The sequence below is a fragment of the Amycolatopsis sp. CB00013 genome (genome assembly GCF_001905755.1).
GTDB lineage: Bacteria > Actinomycetota > Actinomycetes > Mycobacteriales > Pseudonocardiaceae > Amycolatopsis > Amycolatopsis japonica.
This window is the reverse complement of sequence record NZ_LIWC01000008.1, coordinates 321135-340141: the sequence shown is the minus strand read 5'-3', so window position 1 is coordinate 340141 and position 19007 is coordinate 321135. Positions and strand designations below refer to the sequence as shown.

At 69.2% G+C, this 19007-nt stretch carries 18 protein-coding genes; 15 read left to right on the top strand and 3 right to left on the bottom strand.

The window, feature by feature from the left end:
• Positions 1-620: 620 nt before the first annotated feature.
• Positions 621-1616 (bottom strand): LLM class flavin-dependent oxidoreductase, encoded by a 996-nt coding sequence (locus AMK34_RS41250; protein WP_172843578.1) that lies wholly within the window; start codon positions 1614-1616, stop codon positions 621-623.
• Between the two features lie 164 nt (positions 1617-1780).
• Here AMK34_RS41250 and AMK34_RS41245 point away from each other — a divergent pair, with 164 nt between their 5' ends.
• On the top strand, positions 1781-5596 hold the full coding sequence (locus AMK34_RS41245; RefSeq protein ID WP_443111225.1) for an nSTAND1 domain-containing NTPase: 3816 nt from the start codon (positions 1781-1783) through the stop codon (positions 5594-5596).
• Between the two features lie 256 nt (positions 5597-5852).
• Here the strand turns inward: AMK34_RS41245 and AMK34_RS41240 are convergent, their stop codons facing one another.
• Positions 5853-7967: a HelD family protein gene (locus tag AMK34_RS41240; RefSeq protein WP_073849160.1), complete on the bottom strand. Its 2115-nt coding sequence runs from the start codon at positions 7965-7967 to the stop codon at positions 5853-5855.
• A gap of 122 nt (positions 7968-8089) precedes the next feature.
• Here AMK34_RS41240 and rsmD point away from each other — a divergent pair, with 122 nt between their 5' ends.
• The 14 genes from rsmD to AMK34_RS41170 all read left to right on the top strand — a co-directional run bounded on the left by rsmD (position 8090) and on the right by AMK34_RS41170 (position 18657).
• Complete coding sequence (gene rsmD / locus AMK34_RS41235; RefSeq protein ID WP_073849159.1) at positions 8090-8644, top strand: 16S rRNA (guanine(966)-N(2))-methyltransferase RsmD; 555 nt, start codon at positions 8090-8092, stop codon at positions 8642-8644.
• 52 nt (positions 8645-8696) lie between these two features.
• A complete protein-coding gene (coaD, locus tag AMK34_RS41230) occupies positions 8697-9179 on the top strand; it encodes a pantetheine-phosphate adenylyltransferase (RefSeq protein ID WP_016336395.1) in 483 nt (160 codons plus the stop codon).
• Positions 9180-9278: 99 nt separating this feature from the next.
• Positions 9279-9971 carry a ribonuclease domain-containing protein gene (locus tag AMK34_RS41225; RefSeq protein ID WP_073849158.1) on the top strand — a complete coding sequence of 231 codons (693 nt, stop codon included), beginning with the start codon at positions 9279-9281 and terminating at the stop codon, positions 9969-9971.
• 67 nt (positions 9972-10038) lie between these two features.
• Positions 10039-10554, top strand: coding sequence for a SigE family RNA polymerase sigma factor (locus AMK34_RS41220; RefSeq protein WP_073849157.1), 516 nt, complete (start codon positions 10039-10041; stop codon positions 10552-10554).
• Positions 10554-11309: a hypothetical protein gene (locus AMK34_RS41215; RefSeq protein ID WP_073849156.1), complete on the top strand. Its 756-nt coding sequence runs from the start codon at positions 10554-10556 to the stop codon at positions 11307-11309. The genes AMK34_RS41220 and AMK34_RS41215 overlap by 1 nt, the downstream gene beginning before the upstream one ends.
• 119 nt (positions 11310-11428) lie before the next feature.
• The gene (locus AMK34_RS41210; protein WP_073849191.1) at positions 11429-12154 is read left to right on the top strand and encodes a DivIVA domain-containing protein; all 726 of its coding nucleotides are present in this window, start codon (positions 11429-11431) and stop codon (positions 12152-12154) included.
• A 233-nt stretch (positions 12155-12387) separates the two neighbouring features.
• Positions 12388-13005, top strand: coding sequence for a YceD family protein (locus AMK34_RS41205; RefSeq protein WP_037342128.1), 618 nt, complete (start codon positions 12388-12390; stop codon positions 13003-13005).
• A 72-nt stretch (positions 13006-13077) separates the two neighbouring features.
• Positions 13078-13260 (top strand): 50S ribosomal protein L32, encoded by a 183-nt coding sequence (rpmF, locus tag AMK34_RS41200; protein ID WP_005160412.1) that lies wholly within the window; start codon positions 13078-13080, stop codon positions 13258-13260.
• A gap of 15 nt (positions 13261-13275) precedes the next feature.
• Positions 13276-14022 (top strand): ribonuclease III, encoded by a 747-nt coding sequence (gene rnc / locus AMK34_RS41195; protein WP_198941857.1) that lies wholly within the window; start codon positions 13276-13278, stop codon positions 14020-14022.
• Between the two features lie 111 nt (positions 14023-14133).
• The gene (locus tag AMK34_RS41190; RefSeq protein ID WP_073849155.1) at positions 14134-15492 is read left to right on the top strand and encodes a polysaccharide lyase 6 family protein; all 1359 of its coding nucleotides are present in this window, start codon (positions 14134-14136) and stop codon (positions 15490-15492) included.
• Positions 15493-15534: 42 nt separating this feature from the next.
• Positions 15535-16395, top strand: coding sequence for a bifunctional DNA-formamidopyrimidine glycosylase/DNA-(apurinic or apyrimidinic site) lyase (mutM, locus tag AMK34_RS41185; RefSeq protein ID WP_073849154.1), 861 nt, complete (start codon positions 15535-15537; stop codon positions 16393-16395).
• A 67-nt stretch (positions 16396-16462) separates the two neighbouring features.
• Positions 16463-16903: a helix-turn-helix domain-containing protein gene (locus AMK34_RS41180; RefSeq protein ID WP_016336386.1), complete on the top strand. Its 441-nt coding sequence runs from the start codon at positions 16463-16465 to the stop codon at positions 16901-16903.
• Positions 16904-17467 carry a hypothetical protein gene (locus AMK34_RS41175; RefSeq protein WP_073849153.1) on the top strand — a complete coding sequence of 188 codons (564 nt, stop codon included), beginning with the start codon at positions 16904-16906 and terminating at the stop codon, positions 17465-17467.
• Positions 17464-18657 (top strand): MAB_1171c family putative transporter, encoded by a 1194-nt coding sequence (locus AMK34_RS41170; protein ID WP_073849152.1) that lies wholly within the window; start codon positions 17464-17466, stop codon positions 18655-18657. Before AMK34_RS41175 ends, AMK34_RS41170 begins: the two co-directional genes overlap by 4 nt.
• Here the strand turns inward: AMK34_RS41170 and AMK34_RS41165 are convergent.
• Positions 18641-18988: a DoxX family protein gene (locus tag AMK34_RS41165; RefSeq protein ID WP_038509599.1), complete on the bottom strand. Its 348-nt coding sequence runs from the start codon at positions 18986-18988 to the stop codon at positions 18641-18643. The two genes, AMK34_RS41170 and AMK34_RS41165, sit on opposite strands and share 17 nt — an antisense overlap.
• Between the last annotated feature and the right edge of the window lie 19 nt (positions 18989-19007).

Below are 19007 nucleotides of genomic sequence, written 5' to 3'. Positions count from 1 at the left end.
CGTCACGTCCTGGTAACCGGTGAATTCTTGTCTTTTTCTGACAAAGGCGGGCGGGGATCTTGTCGGTTCTTTCGTGTTCGGTGGGGCGTTGGTCCGTTCGGGGCGCGGGGTGAGTGAGTGCGCTTGTCCGTGAAGGCCTCCTTGAGGGACCCCGTTGGTAAGGGAGGGGGCAGTGAAGCTGATGCCGGCTGTCGTCTTGGGCGAGTGGGGAAGATTCCGGCCGTCCAACGTCCGGGATCTTCCCCGTTCGGTCGTCCGCCCATCGCCATCCCTCGACGACAACCGGACTCTCGCTCCCACGCAGGTCGGACGTAAGTACACAAATGCCGGTTCGCCTTGAGGGACTCTGGGTCCCTCAAGGAGGCCTTCACGGAACGGGGACCCGGCCCGCCGGTATCGGCACTGAAGCCGGTCGGTCACGTGTCATGAAAGGGTCGTTCAGGACATCTTTCGTCCTGAACGACCCTTTCATGACACGCGCCACGGTGCTGTCACGCGCGCAACACAGCCTCCGGCCCTGCACCACCCCGGATGCCATGAAAGGTCCTTTCCTTGCAAATTTTGCAAGGAAAGGACCTTTCATGGCACTTGCGGCAGCGGGCAGGCGAGACCGCCCGGCGTCAGCGCGCCAGTTCGGCGACCAGCTCGTACGACCGCACCCGGTCCGCCTGGTCGTGCACCATCGTCGTGATCATCAGCTCGTCGGCCCCGGTATCCGCCAGCAGGGTCTCCAGTCCCTTGTGGACCGTCTCAGGCGAACCGATGACACTGCTCGAAGCCCGGTCCTCGATGAACACGCGCTCGATGTCGGTGTACGGGTACGCCGCGGCCTCCTCCGGCGTCGGCAGCGGGATCGGACGGCCCTTGCGCAGGCTCAGGAACGTCAAACCGCTGGGTGCGGCGAGATACTGGGCGCGCTCGTCGGTTTCGGCGGCGACCACGGAGACGCCGAGCATCACGTATGGCTCGTCGAGGACGTCCGACGGTTTGAACGCGTCGCGGTAGAGCGCCACGGCGGGCAGCGTGTTCTCGGCGCTGAAGTGGTGCGCGAACGAGAACGGCAGGCCCAGTTCACCGGCCATCCGCGCGCTGAAGCCGCTCGATCCGAGCAGCCACACCGGTGGCTTGTTGCCCTCGGCGGTCACGGCGTTGACGGCGCGCTGGTCGGAGTGCTCGAAGTAGGCCAGCAGTTCCGCGAACTGCTGGGGGAAGTTCTCCGCGCTGAGCCCGCCGGGCCCGCGCAGCGCGAGCGCGGTCCGCTGGTCGGTGCCCGGGGCGCGCCCGATCCCGAGGTCGATCCGGCCGGGGTGGAACGCCTCCAGGGTGCCGAATTGCTCGGCCACCACCAGCGGCGCGTGATTCGGCAGCATGACCCCGCCGGAGCCGACCCGGATGCGTTCGGTGGCGGCCGCGACCTGGCCGATCATCACGGCGGTCGCCGAACTCGCGATACCGGGCATGTTGTGGTGCTCGGCGAGCCAGTACCGGTGATAGCCGAGGGCCTCCGTCCGGCGGGCGAGGTCGAGGGTGTTGCGCAGCGAATCCGCCACACCGCCTCCGGCCACGACGGGCGAGAGGTCGAGCACGGACAGCGGGATGTCAGGCAAAGAGGTCACGCCCCGGTACAACGCGCCGGGCCCTCGATCCCTTCCCGTGTCTGTCAATCGATCGAAATTAACCACCTCGATGTACCCGGTACTCGGCGGGGTTCCCCCGTTTCCACGGTACGGTTGCCCCCGAATGCGAGGGTGGGAAAACCACTGAAAAGAAAGGATTGAGGGTGCCGCGTCCGGAGCGACCTTTGGACCCCGGGGACGATCCGTTGCTGGAGTTCGCCGCCGATCTCCGGCGTCTGCGGGAGAAGGCCGGAAATCCGACGTACCGCGAGCTGGGCAGGCGTGCTCACTACTCCGCGGGAACCCTCTCCGAAGCCGCCGGTGGGAAGAAGATGCCCAGCTTGGCGGTGACGTTGGCCTATGTCCGGGCGTGCGACGGCCCCGAGGAGGAGTGGGAGGCCCGGTGGCACGACGTGACCGAGCGTACGCGCACCGGAGTCCGCGATTCACCGGTTGCCCCGCTGAATGGGGAATCGGCACCTTATATCGGCCTGACCGCATTCGGACCGGACGACGCGAGCCGATTCTTCGGTCGCGAACGACTTGTCGGAAAACTCGTCGCGAGGCTTTCGGATCAACGATTCTTGGCGGTTCTGGGGGCGTCCGGTTCCGGTAAGTCGTCGTTGCTCCGGGCGGGCTTGCTCCCCGCGCTCGCCGAGACCTCCGTGACGATGCTGATGAGCCCGGGGTCGCGGCCGCTGCAGGAGTGCGCCGTCCAGTTCGGCGCCGCGCTCGGGCTCGCCCCGGGCGGGCTGCTCACCGAACTCACCGAGCATCCGCGCAACCTCGGCCTGGCCGCCCGTCAGCTGGTCGCCGACCGCGAGGGCGACGTCGTGCTGGTCGTCGACCAGTTCGAAGAGGTCTTCACGCTCTGCCAGGACGCCGACGAGCGGGCCGCCTTCCTGTCGGCGCTGGTCACCGCGACGACCGAGCCGGAGAGCCGGACGAGGGTCGTCCTCGGCATCCGCACCGACTTCTACACGCACTGCGCGCGGCATCCCGAGCTGGTCGAGGCCATGCAGGACGCGCAGATCCTCGTCGGCCCGATGAGCACCGAGGAGCTGCGACAGGCCATCTCGCGGCCGGCGATCGACGCCGGGTACCGCGTCGAGAACGCGCTGGTCTCACGGCTCGTCGCCGACGCGACCGGGCAGCCCGGCGTGCTGCCGCTGCTTTCGCACGCCCTGCTGGAGACCTGGCGCCGCCGTCACGGCAACACCCTCACCCTCACCGGCTACGAGTCCACCGGCGGGATCGAACGGTCGGTCGCCCAGACCTCCGAGCACACCTTCACCGCGCTGAGCGAACACCAGCAGCGGCTGGCGAACCAGATCTTCCTGCGGATGACCGCGCTCGGCGAAGGCACCGAGGACACCAAACGCCGCATCACCCGCGAAGAAGTGGACGCCGACGACCCGGACGTCGCCGTCGTGCTGGACAGGCTGGCGTCTTCGCGGCTGGTCACCCTCGACGACAACGGCATCGAGATCGCGCACGAGGCGCTGATCCGGGGCTGGCCGCGCCTGCGCGAATGGCTCGCCGAGGATCGCGAGGGCCTGCGCGTGCACCGCCAGCTCACCGAGGCGACCGACGCGTGGGAATCGGTCGGCCGCGACGACGGCTGGCTCTACCGGGGCGCGCGGCTGTCCATCGCCAGGGACTGGGCGGGGGAGCACGAGAGCGCGCTTTCCCAGCGTGAACGCCGGTTCCTCGAGGCGAGCGCGGCGATCGAGAACCACGAGCAGGCCGTCGCGCGGCGCCGCACCCGGCGGCTGCGGCAGCTGGTCGCGCTCCTGGCCGTCCTGCTGGTGCTGGCGACGGCCGCGATGGTGTACGCCGTCCGGGCCGAGCAGACCGCGACCGCCCAGCGCAACAGCGCGCTCGCGCAGAAGGTCGCCGGGCAGGCCATCGAGATGCGGACGACGAACCCGGCGCTGGCCGCGCAGCTCGCGCTGGCGGCGTACCGCGTCGATCCGAGCGTCGACACCCGCGGCAGCGTGCTCGGGATGTTCGAGTCGCCGTACTCGACCCGCGTCCGCGGGCACGGCCACCGCGTCAACGCGACCGCCCTGCGCGGCGACGGCCAGGTGATGGTGACCGGCAGCTGGGACCAGACGGCCAAGCTGTGGGACATCAAGGATCCCCACCGCCCGAGCGAGCTGGCCACGCTGACCGGGCACACCGGCAACGTCAACTCGGTGTCCTTCAGCGCCGACGGCGGCGCGGTCGCGACGGCGGGCTGGGACAAGACCGCGCGGGTGTGGAATGTCGCCGATCCGGCGAAACCCGGGCCTGGCGTGCTGGTCGGGGAGCATCCGGGCCGGGTCAACGCGGTGGCGTTCAGCCCGAAGGCGGCGGTGCTCGCCACCGCGGACGGCGAGGGCACGGTGCGCCTGTTCGACGTCCGCGACCTGGCGAAACCGGTGCTGACGGCCACGCTCACCGGGCACACCGGCAACGTCAATGGGCTCGCTTACGCCCCCGACGGGCGGACGCTGGTCTCGACCGGCGCCGACAAGACCGCGCGGCTGTGGGACGTGGCCGATCCGCTCCAGGCCAAACCACTCGGAGTGGTGAACGGGCACACCGCCGGCGTCCACTCCGCGGCGTTCAGCCCGGACGGGAGGACGCTCGCCACCGCGAGCATCGACCAGACCGCGCGCCTGTGGTCCATCGCCGACCCCATGGCGCCGTCACCGCTGGGGACGATGACCGCGCACAAGTCCATCGTGCGGTCCGTGGCGTTCAGCCCCGACGGGACGACGCTGGCCACGACCGGTTTCGACCGCGCCGCACGGCTGTGGGACATCACCGATCCGGCGAAGCCGCGCGAGAAACCGGCGCTCGTCGGGCATACCGCGGCCGTGGTCTGGGCCGTGTTCTCCCCGGACGGCCGCACGCTGGTGACCGCGAGCGACGACCAGACGGTGCGGATGTGGGATCTGCCGGGGCCCGCGATCAGCGGCCCGGCGAGGTCGGCCTGCCGGGCGGTGTTCAGCGCCGACGGGGAGCTGCTGGCCACCGGCAGCCAGGACGGCGTGGTGCGCCTGGTCGACGTGTCCGACACACGGAATCCGCGTGAGCTGGGCAAGATCACGGGCTTCGGCCAGGGCGTCTGCGGTCTCGCGTTCAGTCCGGACGGCCGGGCGCTCGCCGCCGGCTCCTGGGACCACACGATGCGGCTGATCGACGTCACCGATCCGCGCAAGCCGGTCGACGCGGGCGTCTTCTACCGCCCGGCGGACGAGATCGACCCCGTCGCGTTCAGCCCGGACGGCCGGACGCTCGCGACCGCGGGGTCCGGGCACACGATGAAGCTGTGGGACGTCGCCGACATCCGGCGGCCCGTCGAACTCGCGACCCTCACCGGGCACGAGGACGACGTCCATTCGCTCACGTTCAGCCCGGACGGCCGCACCCTGCTCAGCGGCGGGTGGGATCACACTGCGCGGCTGTGGGACGTCTCGATGCCGAAGGCGCCGAAGCAGCTTTCGGTACTGAAAGGACACTCCGACACCGTGTTCTCGGTGGCCTACAGCCCGGACGGGAAACTCGCCGCCACCGGAAGCGCCGACCGCACGGCCCGGCTCTGGGACGTGACGGATCCGGCGGCACCCCGGGAGGCGGCGCTGCTGGCGGGGCACACCGACAACGTCATCTCGGTCGCGTTCAGCGGCGACAGGAAGACCTTCTCGACCGGCAGCTACGACCGGTCCGTGCGACTATGGGACGTCTCCGATCCGGGATCCGTCCGCGAATCGGCGAACCTGAGCGACGACGTCGACCGGGTCAACGCCGTGGCGTTCGCCCCCGATGGGCACACGCTCGCGGGTTCGGTCGCGGACGGCAGCGTGCGGTTGTGGGAGACCAGCCCCGAGCGGGCGGCCGAACGCATCTGCGCGACGGTGTACCCGCGGATCACGGCGGGCGAGTGGGAACAACACCTGCCGGGGCTCGATTACCAGCCCCCGTGCCCGTGACCACGGCCGATTCGTTGTTCGGCGTTGTTGTTCGGTGAAACCGGCGTGACACCGAACAACGAAGAGGCGCTAGAAATACCCCTGGACGTGCGATGCGTCCCCACATCGTTCACTCACCGGGGGTCTGAAGGGCTCCTTCAGGGCATTCACCAGTGTCCTGAAGGAGCCCTTCAGCTTTTTCGCACGCGTTTCGTCCTCTGGATGCGGTAGTTGCACGCGCAAGCACCGCATTCAGAGGACTAAATGCGTGAGGGGGTCAGGCGGCCGGGATCCAGTCGGGGTTGGACGCCAGGACGGTCAGCTGCTGGGTCGCGCGGGTCAGCGCGACGTACAGCACCCGGCGGCCGGTGGTCGACTCGGTGATGAGGTCGTTCGGCTCCACCAGTACGACGGCGTCGTACTCGAGACCCTTGGAGTCGAGGCTGCCGACGACCTTGAGCCGCTCGTCCGAAAGCCCTTCGAGCCAGCCCTCGACCTCGGGCACCCGGTCCATGGCGGTGATCACGCCGACGGTGCCTTCGACGGCCCCCATCAGTTCCTTCACCGCGGCCTGCGTCGCCGCCTCCAGCCCGGAAGCCTCGACGGGCCGGACCTCCGGCGTGATGCCGGTCTGCCGCACCGCGCGCGGAAGCTCGTCGGCCTCCGCGTGCCCCGCGACGACCTTCGCGGCCAGATCGAAGATCTCCGCCGAGTTCCGGTAGTTGGTGCGCAGGGTGAACCGGCGCCGGGTCGTCTTGAGCCCGAACGCCTGGTCCCGCGCCATCGCGGCCTCGGCCGGATCCGGCCACGAACTCTGCACCGGGTCGCCGACCACGGTCCAGCTCGCGTACTTCCCGCGCCGCCCGACCATCCGCCACTGCATCGGCGAGAGGTCCTGCGACTCGTCGACGACCACGTGCGAGTACTCGTCGTAGTGCTCGGGCCGGGTCGGGGCGCCACCGCGCTCCGGGTTGACCTCGATGCTCTGGCGGGTCCGGCGGCTCTTGGGCGGCGTGCCGATGAGGACGCGAAGCTCGTCGAGGAGCGCGACGTCCGCGACGGTCCAGCCGCGCGAGCGGTCGGCGAAGTCGGCCGCGAGCATGCTGATCTCGTTGCGGTTGAGCAGGCCCTTCGCCGCGGAGGCGAGCCGCTTCTCGGTGCCGAGCCACCGCAGGATCTGCGCCGGGTACAGGATCGGCCACCAGACCACCAGGAACCGGTGGAACTCGATGCGCTCGCCGAGCTCGGTGATCAGCTCGGCCTTGTCGATCTGACGGCCGTCGTCCTTCGCGTGCTGCTCGGCCTTCGCGGCGAGCGCGTCGAGCAGCAGTTCGGCGGCGCGGATCCGCGACCGGTTCGGCGGCCCGCCCGCGGTGTGCACCTTGCGGCGCACCTTGTCGAGCTCGCGCGCGTTGAGCCGCAGCACCTCGCCGCGGTACACGATCTTCATGTCTTCGGGCGCGTCTTCCGGCGTGTCACGCAGCGCGCGCAGCAGGATCTTCCGCATCCGCAGCGAACCCTTGATCGCCGCCAGGGGAGCCGGGTCCTGCCGGGTCGCTTCGAGGCCGTCGAGGACCTCGCCGAGCGCACGCAGTTCGACGTTCGTCTCTCCCATCGAGGGCAGCACCCGCGAGATGTAGCTGGTGAACACGCCGGACGGGCCGATCACCAGCACGCCCGCGCCGCCGAGCTGACGGCGGTGGCGGTAGAGCAGGTACGCCGCGCGGTGCAGCGCGACCGCGGTCTTGCCGGTGCCGGGGCCGCCGGTGATCTCGGTGACACCGCGCCACGGCGCGCGGATGACCTCGTCCTGTTCCTTCTGGATGGTCGCGACGATGTCCCGCATCTTCTCGCCGCGCGACCGGCCGAGCGCGGCCATCAGCGCGCCTTCGCCGACGATCTGCATGTTCTCGGGGACCGCGTCGGCGATCAGGACGTCGTCGTCGACGTCGAGCACGTTCTGGCCCGAGCACCGGATCACCCGGCGCCGGACGACGTCCATCGGCTCCTCGGCCGTCGCCTGGTAGAACGCCGCGGCCGCGGGCGCGCGCCAGTCGGTGACGAGGTTGTCGAACTCGGCGTCGCGGATGCCGAGACGGCCGACGTAGATGTGGTCGTTGTCGAGGTGGTCGAGCCTGCCGAAGACCAGGCCCTCGTACTCCGCGTCGAGGGTCTGGAGGGTCTGATTGGCGTGATACACCATCATGTCCCGCTCGAACAGCATGGACGCCTGCTCGAAAATGGCTTCCCGCCCGGCGCCATGGCCGATCTCGTAGCCCTTGGTACGCATGGCCTCAGCCTGGGCTCGCAGCTCGGCGAGCCGGGTGTAGACGGTGTCCACATGGGCTTGCTCGATGGCGATCTCGGCCCGTCTGACCCGAGGTTCGGACACGCAACGCTCCTAAACGCTTCTATCGCCTCCGAGGGCGAAGGACGACTCTACGCGAGCTGGACGGAGGCTTCACCAAGTCCCGGCCAACGTCACGGCGGAAGGCGTTGAGGCACGATGCTCCAATGACCAGGATCGTGGCGGGGACCGCGGGCGGCAGGCGGCTGAAGGTCCCGCCGAAAGGCACGAGGCCGACGTCGGAACGGGTGCGCGAGGCGCTGTTCAACGCGCTGGAGGTCGCCGGCGAGCTGCAGGGGGCCCAGGTCCTCGACCTTTACGCCGGTTCGGGCGCGCTCGGGCTGGAGGCATTGTCCCGCGGCGCGTCGGGCGCGCTGTTCGTCGAGTCGGATCGGCGCGCGGTAGAAGTGCTCAAGGGGAACGTCGCCGCGCTGGGGCTCGGCGGCGCGGTCCGGGCGGGCGCCGTCGAGTCCGTCGTGGCCGCTCCGGCGGCGGAAACGTTCGACATCGTCCTCGCCGACCCGCCCTACGCAGTGGATTCCACCCGCCTGGGGGAGGTCATGGCCGCGCTCGCGGCGAACCGGTGGATCACGGACGGGGCGCTGGTGGTCATCGAGCGGGCGGCGCGCGACGGCGAGCCGGACTGGCCGGCGGGCTTCGAGCCGATGCGGACGAAGCGCTACGGCGACACGGCGCTCTACTGGGCCGAATATCAGGTGTGACGCAACCCTGATGAGCGCGCAAGGGGCCACTCTCCTTGGTAGCGTCCGCGCCATGCGGCGTGCGGTCTGTCCCGGGTCCTACGACCCGGCCACCAATGGACATCTCGACATCATCGAGCGGGCGGCGAAGCTGTTCGACGAGGTCGTCGTCGCGGTGGGGGTGAACAAGAGCAAGAAGGGCCTGTTCACCACCGAGGAGCGGATGGACATGCTGCGCGAGATCACCGCGAAGCTGCCGAATGTGCGCGTCGATTCCTGGCAAGGACTCCTGGTCGACTACTGCCGCGAGAACGACATCATCGCGGTCGCGAAGGGCCTGCGGTCGGTCAGCGACTTCGACTACGAGCTCCAGATGGCGCAGATGAACCGCGAGCTGACCGGGCTCGAAACCCTGCTGATGGCGAACAACCCGGCGTACGGATTCGTGTCGAGCTCGCTGGTCAAGGAGGTCACCGCGCTCGGTGGCGACATCGAGCACCTGGTGCCGCCGATAGTGTTCAAACGCCTCTCGGAGAAGTACTCCGAACGAGGTTGACCCGAACGGCCGAAGCCGTTGGTCGGGCAGTCGCGGGCGGCGATGAAGAGTTCATCTCGACGCCTTCTGGTGAATACACGATCGGGTTACGGTCCGAAAATGACCAACAAACGATCGCGGATCGCCGCCGCGCTGCTCGTTCTGCTTGTCAGCTTCTTCGGCGGGCTGAGTGCCGCGCAGGCCACGGCCGCCCCCGTCTTCGTCCAGCAGAACCCTTGCGGGGATCTCACCGGGTTCAAGCACGTGTCGCTGTCGTCGCTGCCCGCCGAGGCGACGACGACCTACGACCTCATCAAGAAGGGCGGGCCGTTCCCGTACCCGGACAAGGACGGCACGGTCTTCTCGAACCGGGAGAACATCCTTCCGAAGTGCGCTTCGGCCTACTACCACGAGTACACGGTCCCGACGCCCGGTTCGCCGGACCGCGGCGCGCGGCGCATCGTCACCGGTAACGGCGGGGAGTTCTTCTACACCGCCGACCACTACAAGACCTTCTCCGTGATCGACGTCGACGGCACCCCGGCGCCGTCCTGCGGTGACACCTCGAAGCTGACGAAGATCGGCTACTCGACGCTGTCTTCCGCGGCCAAGTCCGTGGTGGACAAGGCCCGCGGCGGCGCGACCGGCACCGTCTACGAGAACCGCGAAGGTGTGCTGCCGTCGTGCGCCGCCGGCTACTACCAGCTGTTCCCGGTGGGCACGAGCGACCGCGTGATCTCCGGCAAGGGCGGCGAGATCGTCTACACGCCGGACCGCTACGTCACCTTCAAGCTGGTGAACCTCGCCGGCTGACCCGTCCGTGCAACATTTCGTGCCTCCCCGTCCGTGAGATACACCGGAACACGGACGAGGAGGCACGATGCGGTCTGGGGACGATGCGAGCTTCAGGGAGTTCGCCAGGGACAAGGCGCTACCGCTCAGGCGGACGGCGTATCTGCTCTGCGGCGACTGGCATCTCGCGGAGGATCTGGTCCAAACCGCGCTCATCAAGCTCTACCGGGTCTGGCCGAAGGTCCGCCGGAAAGGGCCCGTCGACAACTACACGAGGCAGATCCTGATGCGCTGCTGGCTCGACGAGCGGCGACGACCTTGGCGGAGCAGAGAGAACCGCGACGGCGTCGTCCCCGACGAGCCCGCCGCTCCGGCCACCGCCGGCATCTCGGATTCGTTGCTTCGCGCCCTCGCCGAAGTTCCCCCGAAACAGCGCGCCGCCGTCGTGCTGCGCTACTGCGCCGATCTCCCGGTCGCCGAGGTGGCCGTCGCGCTGCGCTGTTCGGAAGGGACGGTCAGGAGCCAGGCCGCGCGGGGACTCGACGTCCTCCGTGCGGCCCTGCAGAGACAGCACGACGAGGCTGTCTCCGGGAGGAGCGCGTGATGGACGAACTCGAAAACAGGCTGCGCGGGATCACACTGGCCGAGCCACCGCTCGGCTTCGACCCGGACGAGGTCGCCGGGAAGGCGGCGAAGAAGGCGCGAAACCGGCGAGGGGTCGTCGCCACGGGGGTCGCGACACTGGCGGTGATCGCGGCGGCGGTGGTGTTCGTGGCGCCCGGGGGCGGCCCCGCGCCGCTGGCGCCGGCGGCGTCGCAGGCCGCACCGAAGGACCCGCTCCAGCACCTGAAGGACGTGATGCCGAAGGTGCTCGCCGGCGCGAAGGACATCCAAGTGCGGGACTTCGTGGGGTTCGGGGACCTGAAGACCTCGGAAGTCAGGTACACCGACGCCGAAGGGCGGCCGCGGGGCGTCAACCTCACGATCGCCGGTCCGGTGAGCACGAAGGACGGATATCCGCGCGAAAACCGGTGTGACCCGGCGAAGAGGGCCGACGCGATCGGGTCGGATCGCAAGCCGACGCGGTGCGTGGAACTTCCCCAGCCGGACGGGAGCTTCGTGGTGATCTCCGAAACCGCGCCGAAGTCGGCGGAATCGGACGGCGACGTCATCCTCGGTCAAGGGTTCACGACCGGGAGGATCGTCACCCGCGCCGCGATCGCCTTCCCGCCCGGCGGCGGTGGCTCGGTCAACATCGCCGATCTCGGCACACTGGACGACGGCGACCGCGGTGCCCCGTCCTTGACCGACCGGCAACTGCTCGCGTTGGTCCTGGATCCGGCGTTCGCCCCGAGGTGATCATGGCGCGCGGTACCGGCGGGGACACGCCCGGTACCGCGCGCTTTCACCCCTTACGGCGGCGATGAGGGCAAACTGAACTCAGGGAATGTGGGGATCGCTGTAGGTAGGGAGTGGCCGTGTACCGGGTTTTCGAGGCGCTCGACGAGCTCGTCACCATCGTGGAGGAAGCCCGCGGCGTGCCGATGACCTCCAGTTGCGTCGTCCCGCGTGGCGACACCCTGGAGCTGCTCGACGACATCCGTGACGCCCTGCCGGGCGAGGTCGACGACGCGCAGGACGTCCTGGACAAACGTGATCAGCTGATCCAGACCGCCCGTACCGAGGCGGCGGAGACGATCACCACGGCGAACACCGAGGCCGACCGCACGGTCGCCGACGCGCAGGCCGAGGCCGAGCGCATCCTCGCCGACGCCCGGGCCCGCGCCGAGCAGATGATGAGCGACGCGCACGGCGAGGCCGAGCGCATGGTCGCCGCCGGACAGGCCGAGTTCCAGAACCTCACCGACCGCTCGCGTGCCGAGTCGGAACGGATGATCCAGGCGGGCCGCGACGCCTACGAGCGCGCGATCGAGGAGGGCCGCGCCGAACAGGCCAGGCTCGTCGCCCAGACCGAGGTCGTCCAGGCCGCGCACGGCGAGGCGGCGCGCATCGTCGACGAGGCGCACGTCGAGGCCGACAAGCAGCGCGGCGACTGCGACGCCTACGTCGACGGGAAGCTGGCCGAGTTCTCCGAACTGCTGGCGACCACGCTGCGGACGGTCGACTCCGGGCGCAACCACCTGCGGTCGCCGGTCAACCTGCCGGGCAACAGCCGGACCTCGCTGTACGACTACCAGAGCTGATCGCCTGGGCACCTGTAAGTACGTGAAGGCCTCCTTCGCTACCTTCAGGGTAGGTAAGGAGGCCTTCACGGACGGCTCCTGCAGCAGCGACTCACTGGCCGCCGGCTTGGGTGCTTCGCGATGGGTGAGGGGAACTTCGAGGGACCCTGGGTCCCTCAAGGGGGCCTTCACGGACTTGCCCGGCCTCCGGCCGCCCGAAAGTGAGTGGCGGTACCTGCGTACCCTGGTGACCGATGTCTGAGAACAAGTCGCCGCAGGCCAGGCCTGCGCAGCTGGACGACCGGAACCCGTGGGTGCTCGACACCCGCGAGCTCGGCCGTCACGCCGGCCTGAGCAAGGCCGTCCAACGCTCGATCCCCGTCGAGTCCGCGCTCGGTGTGCCCGACGTCATCACCATCGACGCCGGCTCCAGCCTGGAGCTCGACCTGATGCTCGAATCCGTCGTCGAGGGTGTGCTCGTCAGCGGTACGGCGTCCGCCGTCGCGACGGGGCACTGCTCGCGGTGCCTCGACCCGATCACCGAGGACGTCGAGGTCGACCTGACCGAGCTCTTCGCCTACCCCGGCTCCGCGACCGAGGAGACCACCGACGAGGACGAGATCCCCCGCCTGGTGGACGACCGGATCGATCTCGAGCCGACCGTCCGCGACGCGGTGGTGCTGGCGCTGCCGCTGGCCCCGCTGTGCACCGAGGACTGCCGGGGACTGTGCACCGAATGCGGTGTCAAGTGGGCCGATCTCGAGCCCGGGCACGGGCATGAGAAGATAGACCCTCGGTGGGCCGCGCTGGTCGATCGTTTCGAGGACGAAACGGGCGATGACCAGGCCGATGGCCCCGGAAAGCAAGCCTGACGAGCACCAGCTCGTTCCGGAGAAGCAAGTTCGCTCGCGACCGCGGGCAGACCGTCTGAAGGAGATCTACTCGTGGCCGTCCCGAAGCGGAAGATGTCGCGATCCAACACCCGCGCGCGCCGCAGCCAGTGGAAGGCGGCTCCGGTTCAGCTGGTGCCCTGCTCCAACCGCGCCTGCAAGCAGCCGAAGCTCCAGCACATCGCGTGCCCGGCCTGCGGCCAGCACAACGGTCGCCAGGTCGTCGAGCCCGCCTGATCGGCAGCTGACGACATGGGGGGCAAGTCGGCCGGTGGACCACCCGCGGACCCCGCACCACTGCTCGAAGCACTCGGGATCACGATCGAGCCCGAGCTGCTGACGTTGTCGCTGACCCACCGTTCTTATGCCTATGAGAACGGTGGGTTGCCGCCGAACGAGCGTCTGGAGTTCCTCGGGGACGCGGTGCTGGGCCTGGTCGTCACCGACCACCTCTACAACACCCATCCCGAACTGGCCGAAGGTCAGCTCGCGAAGCTCCGTGCCAGCGTGGTCAACATGCACGCGCTGGCCAGGGTCGCGCGCGGCCTCGGCGAAGGCGGGCTGGGCAGGCACCTGTTGCTGGGCAAGGGCGAAGAGCTCACCGGCGGCCGGGACAAGGCGAGCATCCTCGCCGACGGGCTCGAAGCCGTCATCGGCGCCGCGTACCAGCAGCACGGCATCGACATCGCGCGCAAGCTCGTGCACCACCTGTTCGACGGCCTGCTCGCCGAGGCGCCGCTGCGTGGCGCCGGCCTGGACTGGAAGACCAGCCTCCAGGAGCTGACGGCGTCGGCCGGGCTCGGCGTGCCCGAGTACAAGGTCGAGGACACCGGCCCCGATCACCGCAAGGAGTTCAGCGCCACCGTCCTCGTCGGCGGGCGTGAACTCGGCTACGGCTCGGGAACGACCAAGAAGGAAGCCGAGCAGAAGGCCGCCGAGACGGCCTGGCGCCAGCTTTCGTCCGAGCTCGACATCGAGCAGCCGCCGAAGACGACCTGAGTCCCCTTCACCGGGACGGTTCGTTGACGCACGAGTCGGTGAATCAGTAACCTCATCGCAGTCCGCCGCCACTGACGCGACCCTTCAGGTCGCCTGTCGAGAGGTCGGCGGATGCGTCATTTCTGCCTGGTCACAGCGACGATTCTGGCGCTGGTGACAGGTCCCTCCACGGCTTCGGCCGCCCAGGTCGTCCGTGTGACGTCGTTGAGCGCGTTGCAGTCCGCGATCGACAAGGCCGGTCCCGGCGATGAGATCCGGCTGGCCGACGGGAGCTACTCGGCGGGCTCGGCGATCGCGATCAAACGGTCGGGAACGGCGAACGCGCCGATCACGATCACCGCGGAACACGTCGGCAAGGCCGAGATCAAGGGATCCGCGGGTTTCTCGTTCTCTTCGGGCGCTTCGCATGTCGTGCTGCGCGGGTTCAAGCTCCGGCACGGCGGCTCGATGAGCGTGCCGGTCGGCAGCACGCACAACCGGCTGACCCGGCTCGACGTCCAGCTCTCCGGCGGCGGCAACTGGGTCACACTCAACGGTGACGACACCGAGTTCGACCACAACGTCCTGCAGAACCGCACCACCCAAGGTGTCTTCCTGCAGGTGCTCGGTCCGGAGAAGGACATGGCGAAGCGGGTCAAGGTCCACCACAACCTCTTCGCCAACCACAAGTTCACCGGTTCGAACGGCGGCGAGTCGATCCGGTTCGGACTGAGCCATCACCAGAAGTACTCGGCGGGCGGGGTCGTCGAGTACAACCTGTTCGAGAAGGCCGACGGTGATTCCGAGGCGATCTCCGTGAAGTCGTCGGACAACGTCGTCCGGTACAACACGATCCGCGACAGCCGCGGTTTCATCGTGCTGCGCCACGGGGATCGCAGTGTGGTGGAGGGCAACATCCTGCTGGGCCGGTCCGGGATCCGCTTCCACGGCAACGACCACAAGATCGTCGACAACTACGTGCACACCACGGCGAATCGCGGGATCGTGTTCGGCTCGGGCAACGAGGCGGACAGCGGGCCGGACAGCAAACTCCACGACCGGCCCGACCGCGTCGTGGTCGCCTACAACACCGTCGTCGGGACCACCGACGGTATCCACGGCGACGGCGGCGACTTCAAGCCCAAGGACTGCGTGCTCGCGAACAACATCCTGCAGGGGACCGGAAAGCTCGTGAGCATGCCGGGCGGTTCGGACGTGAAATACGAGGGGAACATCGCCTGGGGCGGGCCCGCCGGGATGCCTTCGGGTGGCTACAAGGCCGTCGACCCCAAGCTGGTGCAGGACGGGTTGTACCGGCTGTCCGCCGGGAGCCCGGCGATCGACGCCGGTGTCGGCTCCTACCCGTACGCGGGGACCGACTTCGATCTGCAGACGCGGTCGGGGAAGTACGACGTCGGCGCCGACGAACTGCTGCCGGGAGGGACGCGGAAAGCGTTGACGCGGGAGGATGTCGGGCCGCTCGCTCCCTGACCGTCCTCACCGCTCACGGGGGCCGGTGGGAGAATCGACGGTATGCCCGAACTCCCCGAGGTCGAGGTGGTCCGTGCCGGGCTCGAGGCGCATGTCTCCGGCCGGATGATCACCGAGGTCGAAGTCCTCCACCCCCGCGCGATCCGCCGCCACGAACTCGGCGCCGAGGACTTCAGCGGACGGCTCTCCGACGTGAAGATCACCGCCGCCCGGCGCCGCGGCAAGTACCTGTGGCTGGAGCTTTCCGACGGCCAGGCGATGCTCGCGCACCTCGGCATGAGCGGCCAGATGCTCGTCCAGCCCAGGGACGCGCCGGACGAGAAGCACCTTCGCGTGCGATTCCGCTTCGCCGACGAAGGACCGGAGCTGCGCTTCGTCGACCAGAGGACCTTCGGCGGGCTCGCGCTCGCGGAACTCACCGAGGTCGACGGGACGGAGTTGCCGACCACCATCGCGCATATCGCCCGCGACCCGATGGATCCTCGGTTCGACCTCGACCAGGCGGTCCGCGCGCTGCGGTCGAGGCGGACCGAGCTCAAACGCGCCCTGCTCGACCAGACGCTCGTCTCCGGGATCGGCAACATCTACGCCGACGAGGCGCTCTGGCGGTCCAAGCTCCATTGGGCCCGCCCGACCGGCAGGCTCACCGCGGCCCAAGGCCGCACCGTGCTCACCGCCGCGAGCGACGTGATGGCCGCGGCACTGGTCGTCGGCGGGACGTCGTTCGACGCGCTTTACGTCAACATCAACGGCGAGTCCGGATACTTCGACCGCTCGCTCGACGCCTACGGCCAGGAAGGACTGCCCTGCGGACGGTGCGGGACGCCCATCCGGCGCGATCCCTTCATGAACCGTTCGTCGTTCTCCTGCCCCCGTTGCCAGCCGAGGCCGCGCACGAGGTGAAAACTGTCGTGTACGGCGCGGGGCCCGCGTCAACTAGCATGAACGGGCACGACATGTAGGGAGTGGGATGGTGGCCGCGACCGAGCCCGGTAAGACGACGCTCGCCGAGAAGATCGACAAGCTGTTCCAGATCGTGCTGAGACCCGATCGCGAGCCGTACAGCCACGAGGAGGTCGCCAAGGCCTGCCGCGAGGCCACCGGCGAGAGCTTCTCGACGACGTACCTGTGGCAGTTGCGCACCGGCCGTCGCGACAACCCGACGAAACGCCATCTCGAGGCGCTCGCCCAGTTCTTCGGCGTCTCGCCCGCGTACTTCTTCGACGACGAGCAGAGCGCCAAGATCGCCGAGGAACTCGCGCTCCTCGGCGCCCTCCGCGACGCCGGCGTCCGCGATGTCGCGCTCCGGGCCGTAACGCTTTCCCCCGACGGACTCGACACCATCAGCGACATGATCGACGCGATCGCCCGCAGGGAATCCGGACGGGGCGGCCAGAAGAAGGAGTCGTGAGTGGATCGCCGCCGTAAGGAGTTGTGGCGCCGCTGCCGGAGTCTCGCCGACGGCGTGGCGCTTCCCGAACCCTTCGACGCGGAGTCCTTCGTCGCCGAACTGGCCGCCGGACGCGGCCGTCCGATCGAATTGATGCAGGTCAGCGTCCCTTCCAGTGGCCCGTGCGGGCTGCTGATGAGCACCGAGCGCGCGGACTACATCCTCTATCCGACCAACACCACCGCCCTGCACCGGCGGCATATCCTGCTGCACGAGGTCGGCCACCTGCTGTGCGGTCACGTCGGTGCGAACGCGGGAGCCGACGGGATCGCGCTCGACGCCGCCGCCAGCAAGGCCCTCATGCCGAATCTGGCGCCCGAGCTCGTCCGCCGTGTCCTCGGCCGCACGAGTTACAGCGCGGTCGAGGAGCAGGAGGCCGAACTGCTCGCCAGCCTCCTCGCGCAACGCGTGGCGCGGACGTCGGTGCGCGGCACGGTCCGGCACCACGAGGGCGGAAGTGATCTCGCCGGCGGATTGGCGCGGGTCGACGACCTCTTCGGCAGCCGTAAACGGCGCCTGCCGTGACCGAGACCATCGCGTACTTCTGTTGCGTGGTGGCGTTCGCGGGTTTCGGTTACAAGCTGATCCAGGCCCGGCACACCCAGCCTCGGCGGCGGATGTGGTTCCTCAGCGCCTTCGGCATGTGCATCGCGGGCGGCATCATGCTGCTCACTCCGGCCATGGAGAACGCCGTCGGTGTCGAAGAACCCATCGGCAGCCTCCTGAATCTCGCGGCCGATCTGCTCAAGATCGGCGCGATGGCCTTCGCGGTCGCGTTCGCGCATTCGCTGAAACTGGGGGAGGGCAAGCGGATCGGTCGGCACGCGCTGCTGTCCTGGGCCGTCGTGGCCGCCGAGATCGCGCTCTTCTTCCTCTCCGGCAGCTATCGCGTCGGCGAGCACACCGCCGCCGGACCGGGCGGGCTCGGCTGGTTCGTCGCGTACAACGTTCTTTTCCTCGTCTACGGTCTGATCAGCCTGCTGACGTTCTCGATCGTCTTCGCCCGTTTCGCGCGGCATGCCGACCCCGGGCCGCTTCGCACGGGGCTGTGGCTGCTCGTCGGCGGCGGGGTTTCCGCGCTGGGCTGGACTTTCTGGGACGTCGACGACATCTACATCCTCGCCACCACCGGCGCGGTCGACGCCGGCGAGGACACGCTCTCGGCGATCCTGGCGGCGCTGAGCGTCGGGCTCGCCGGGGCGGGCGCGACGCTCAGCGTGTGGGGGCCCGCGCTGGCCACTCCGTTCCGGCTGCTCGGCACGTACCGGACGTACCGGCGGATCGAACCGTTGTGGGCCGCCTTGCGCGAAGCCGTCCCGGGCATCGCGCTGGACCCGGGCCCCGGTATGCCGGGTGGCGTGGAATTCGCCTTGTACCGCAGGGTCATCGAGATCCGGGACGGCCATCTCGCGCTGCGGCCCTTCTTCGATCCGGACCTCCCGCCGGTCGCGGAAGCCGAAGCACGCAAGGCGAAGATCCCCGAAGCCCGCGTGGCCGCGACGGTCGAGGCCGCGACCTTGGCCGCCGCGCTCGTCGCCTCCGAGGCAGGCCGCCGGTACGCCCCCGACGACGTTCCGGCGACCTACCTCGACGAGCCGGACATCGCCACCGAAGCGGCGTGGCTGGTGGAGGTCACCCGCGAGTTCCGCCTCCAAGCACGCGAGTTCCGTGCCCAAGCACGCGAGTTCCGCCGGACGGCTAGACGATCGCGGTGACGGCGGCCGCCGCCGCGACCAGCGCGAGCCAGACCGGAGGGGCGACGTCCTTGATCCCGTCGCCCGCCCGCGCGTGGGAGATCGCCGCCCCGATCAGCAACGCCACCAGGCCGATCGCCGCGGCGATCCCGAGCGGTGGCCAGAAGAATCCGGCCGCCAGGCCCGCCGCCCCGGCGATCTCCAGCGCTCCGATCCCCTGGATCCCCCGGACCGAGAAGCCGAGCCTCTCGGTCCGGGAGACCAACGCCGGCTGACGCAGGACCTTCGCCACCCCCAGTACGGCGAAGATCGCGATCAGCATCACCGACAGCACCACATGAGCCACGGCCATAACGGAACTCCTTGGTGTG

What these genes read in the sequence shown, in the direction of transcription:
- AMK34_RS41165 (WP_038509599.1), bottom strand. Translation starts at nt 18,988, where the DNA reads ATGGCCGTGGCTCATGTGGTGCTGTCGGTGATGCTGATCGCGATCTTC.
- AMK34_RS41220 (WP_073849157.1), top strand. Translation starts at nt 10,039, where the DNA reads ATGCGGTCTGGGGACGATGCGAGCTTCAGGGAGTTCGCCAGGGACAAG.
- mutM (WP_073849154.1), top strand. Translation starts at nt 15,535, where the DNA reads ATGCCCGAACTCCCCGAGGTCGAGGTGGTCCGTGCCGGGCTCGAGGCG.
- rnc (WP_198941857.1), top strand. Translation starts at nt 13,276, where the DNA reads ATGGGGGGCAAGTCGGCCGGTGGACCACCCGCGGACCCCGCACCACTG.
- rsmD (WP_073849159.1), top strand. Translation starts at nt 8,090, where the DNA reads ATGACCAGGATCGTGGCGGGGACCGCGGGCGGCAGGCGGCTGAAGGTC.
- AMK34_RS41190 (WP_073849155.1), top strand. Translation starts at nt 14,134, where the DNA reads ATGCGTCATTTCTGCCTGGTCACAGCGACGATTCTGGCGCTGGTGACA.
- AMK34_RS41180 (WP_016336386.1), top strand. Translation starts at nt 16,463, where the DNA reads ATGGTGGCCGCGACCGAGCCCGGTAAGACGACGCTCGCCGAGAAGATC.
- coaD (WP_016336395.1), top strand. Translation starts at nt 8,697, where the DNA reads ATGCGGCGTGCGGTCTGTCCCGGGTCCTACGACCCGGCCACCAATGGA.
- AMK34_RS41225 (WP_073849158.1), top strand. Translation starts at nt 9,279, where the DNA reads ATGACCAACAAACGATCGCGGATCGCCGCCGCGCTGCTCGTTCTGCTT.
- AMK34_RS41205 (WP_037342128.1), top strand. Translation starts at nt 12,388, where the DNA reads ATGTCTGAGAACAAGTCGCCGCAGGCCAGGCCTGCGCAGCTGGACGAC.
- AMK34_RS41215 (WP_073849156.1), top strand. Translation starts at nt 10,554, where the DNA reads ATGGACGAACTCGAAAACAGGCTGCGCGGGATCACACTGGCCGAGCCA.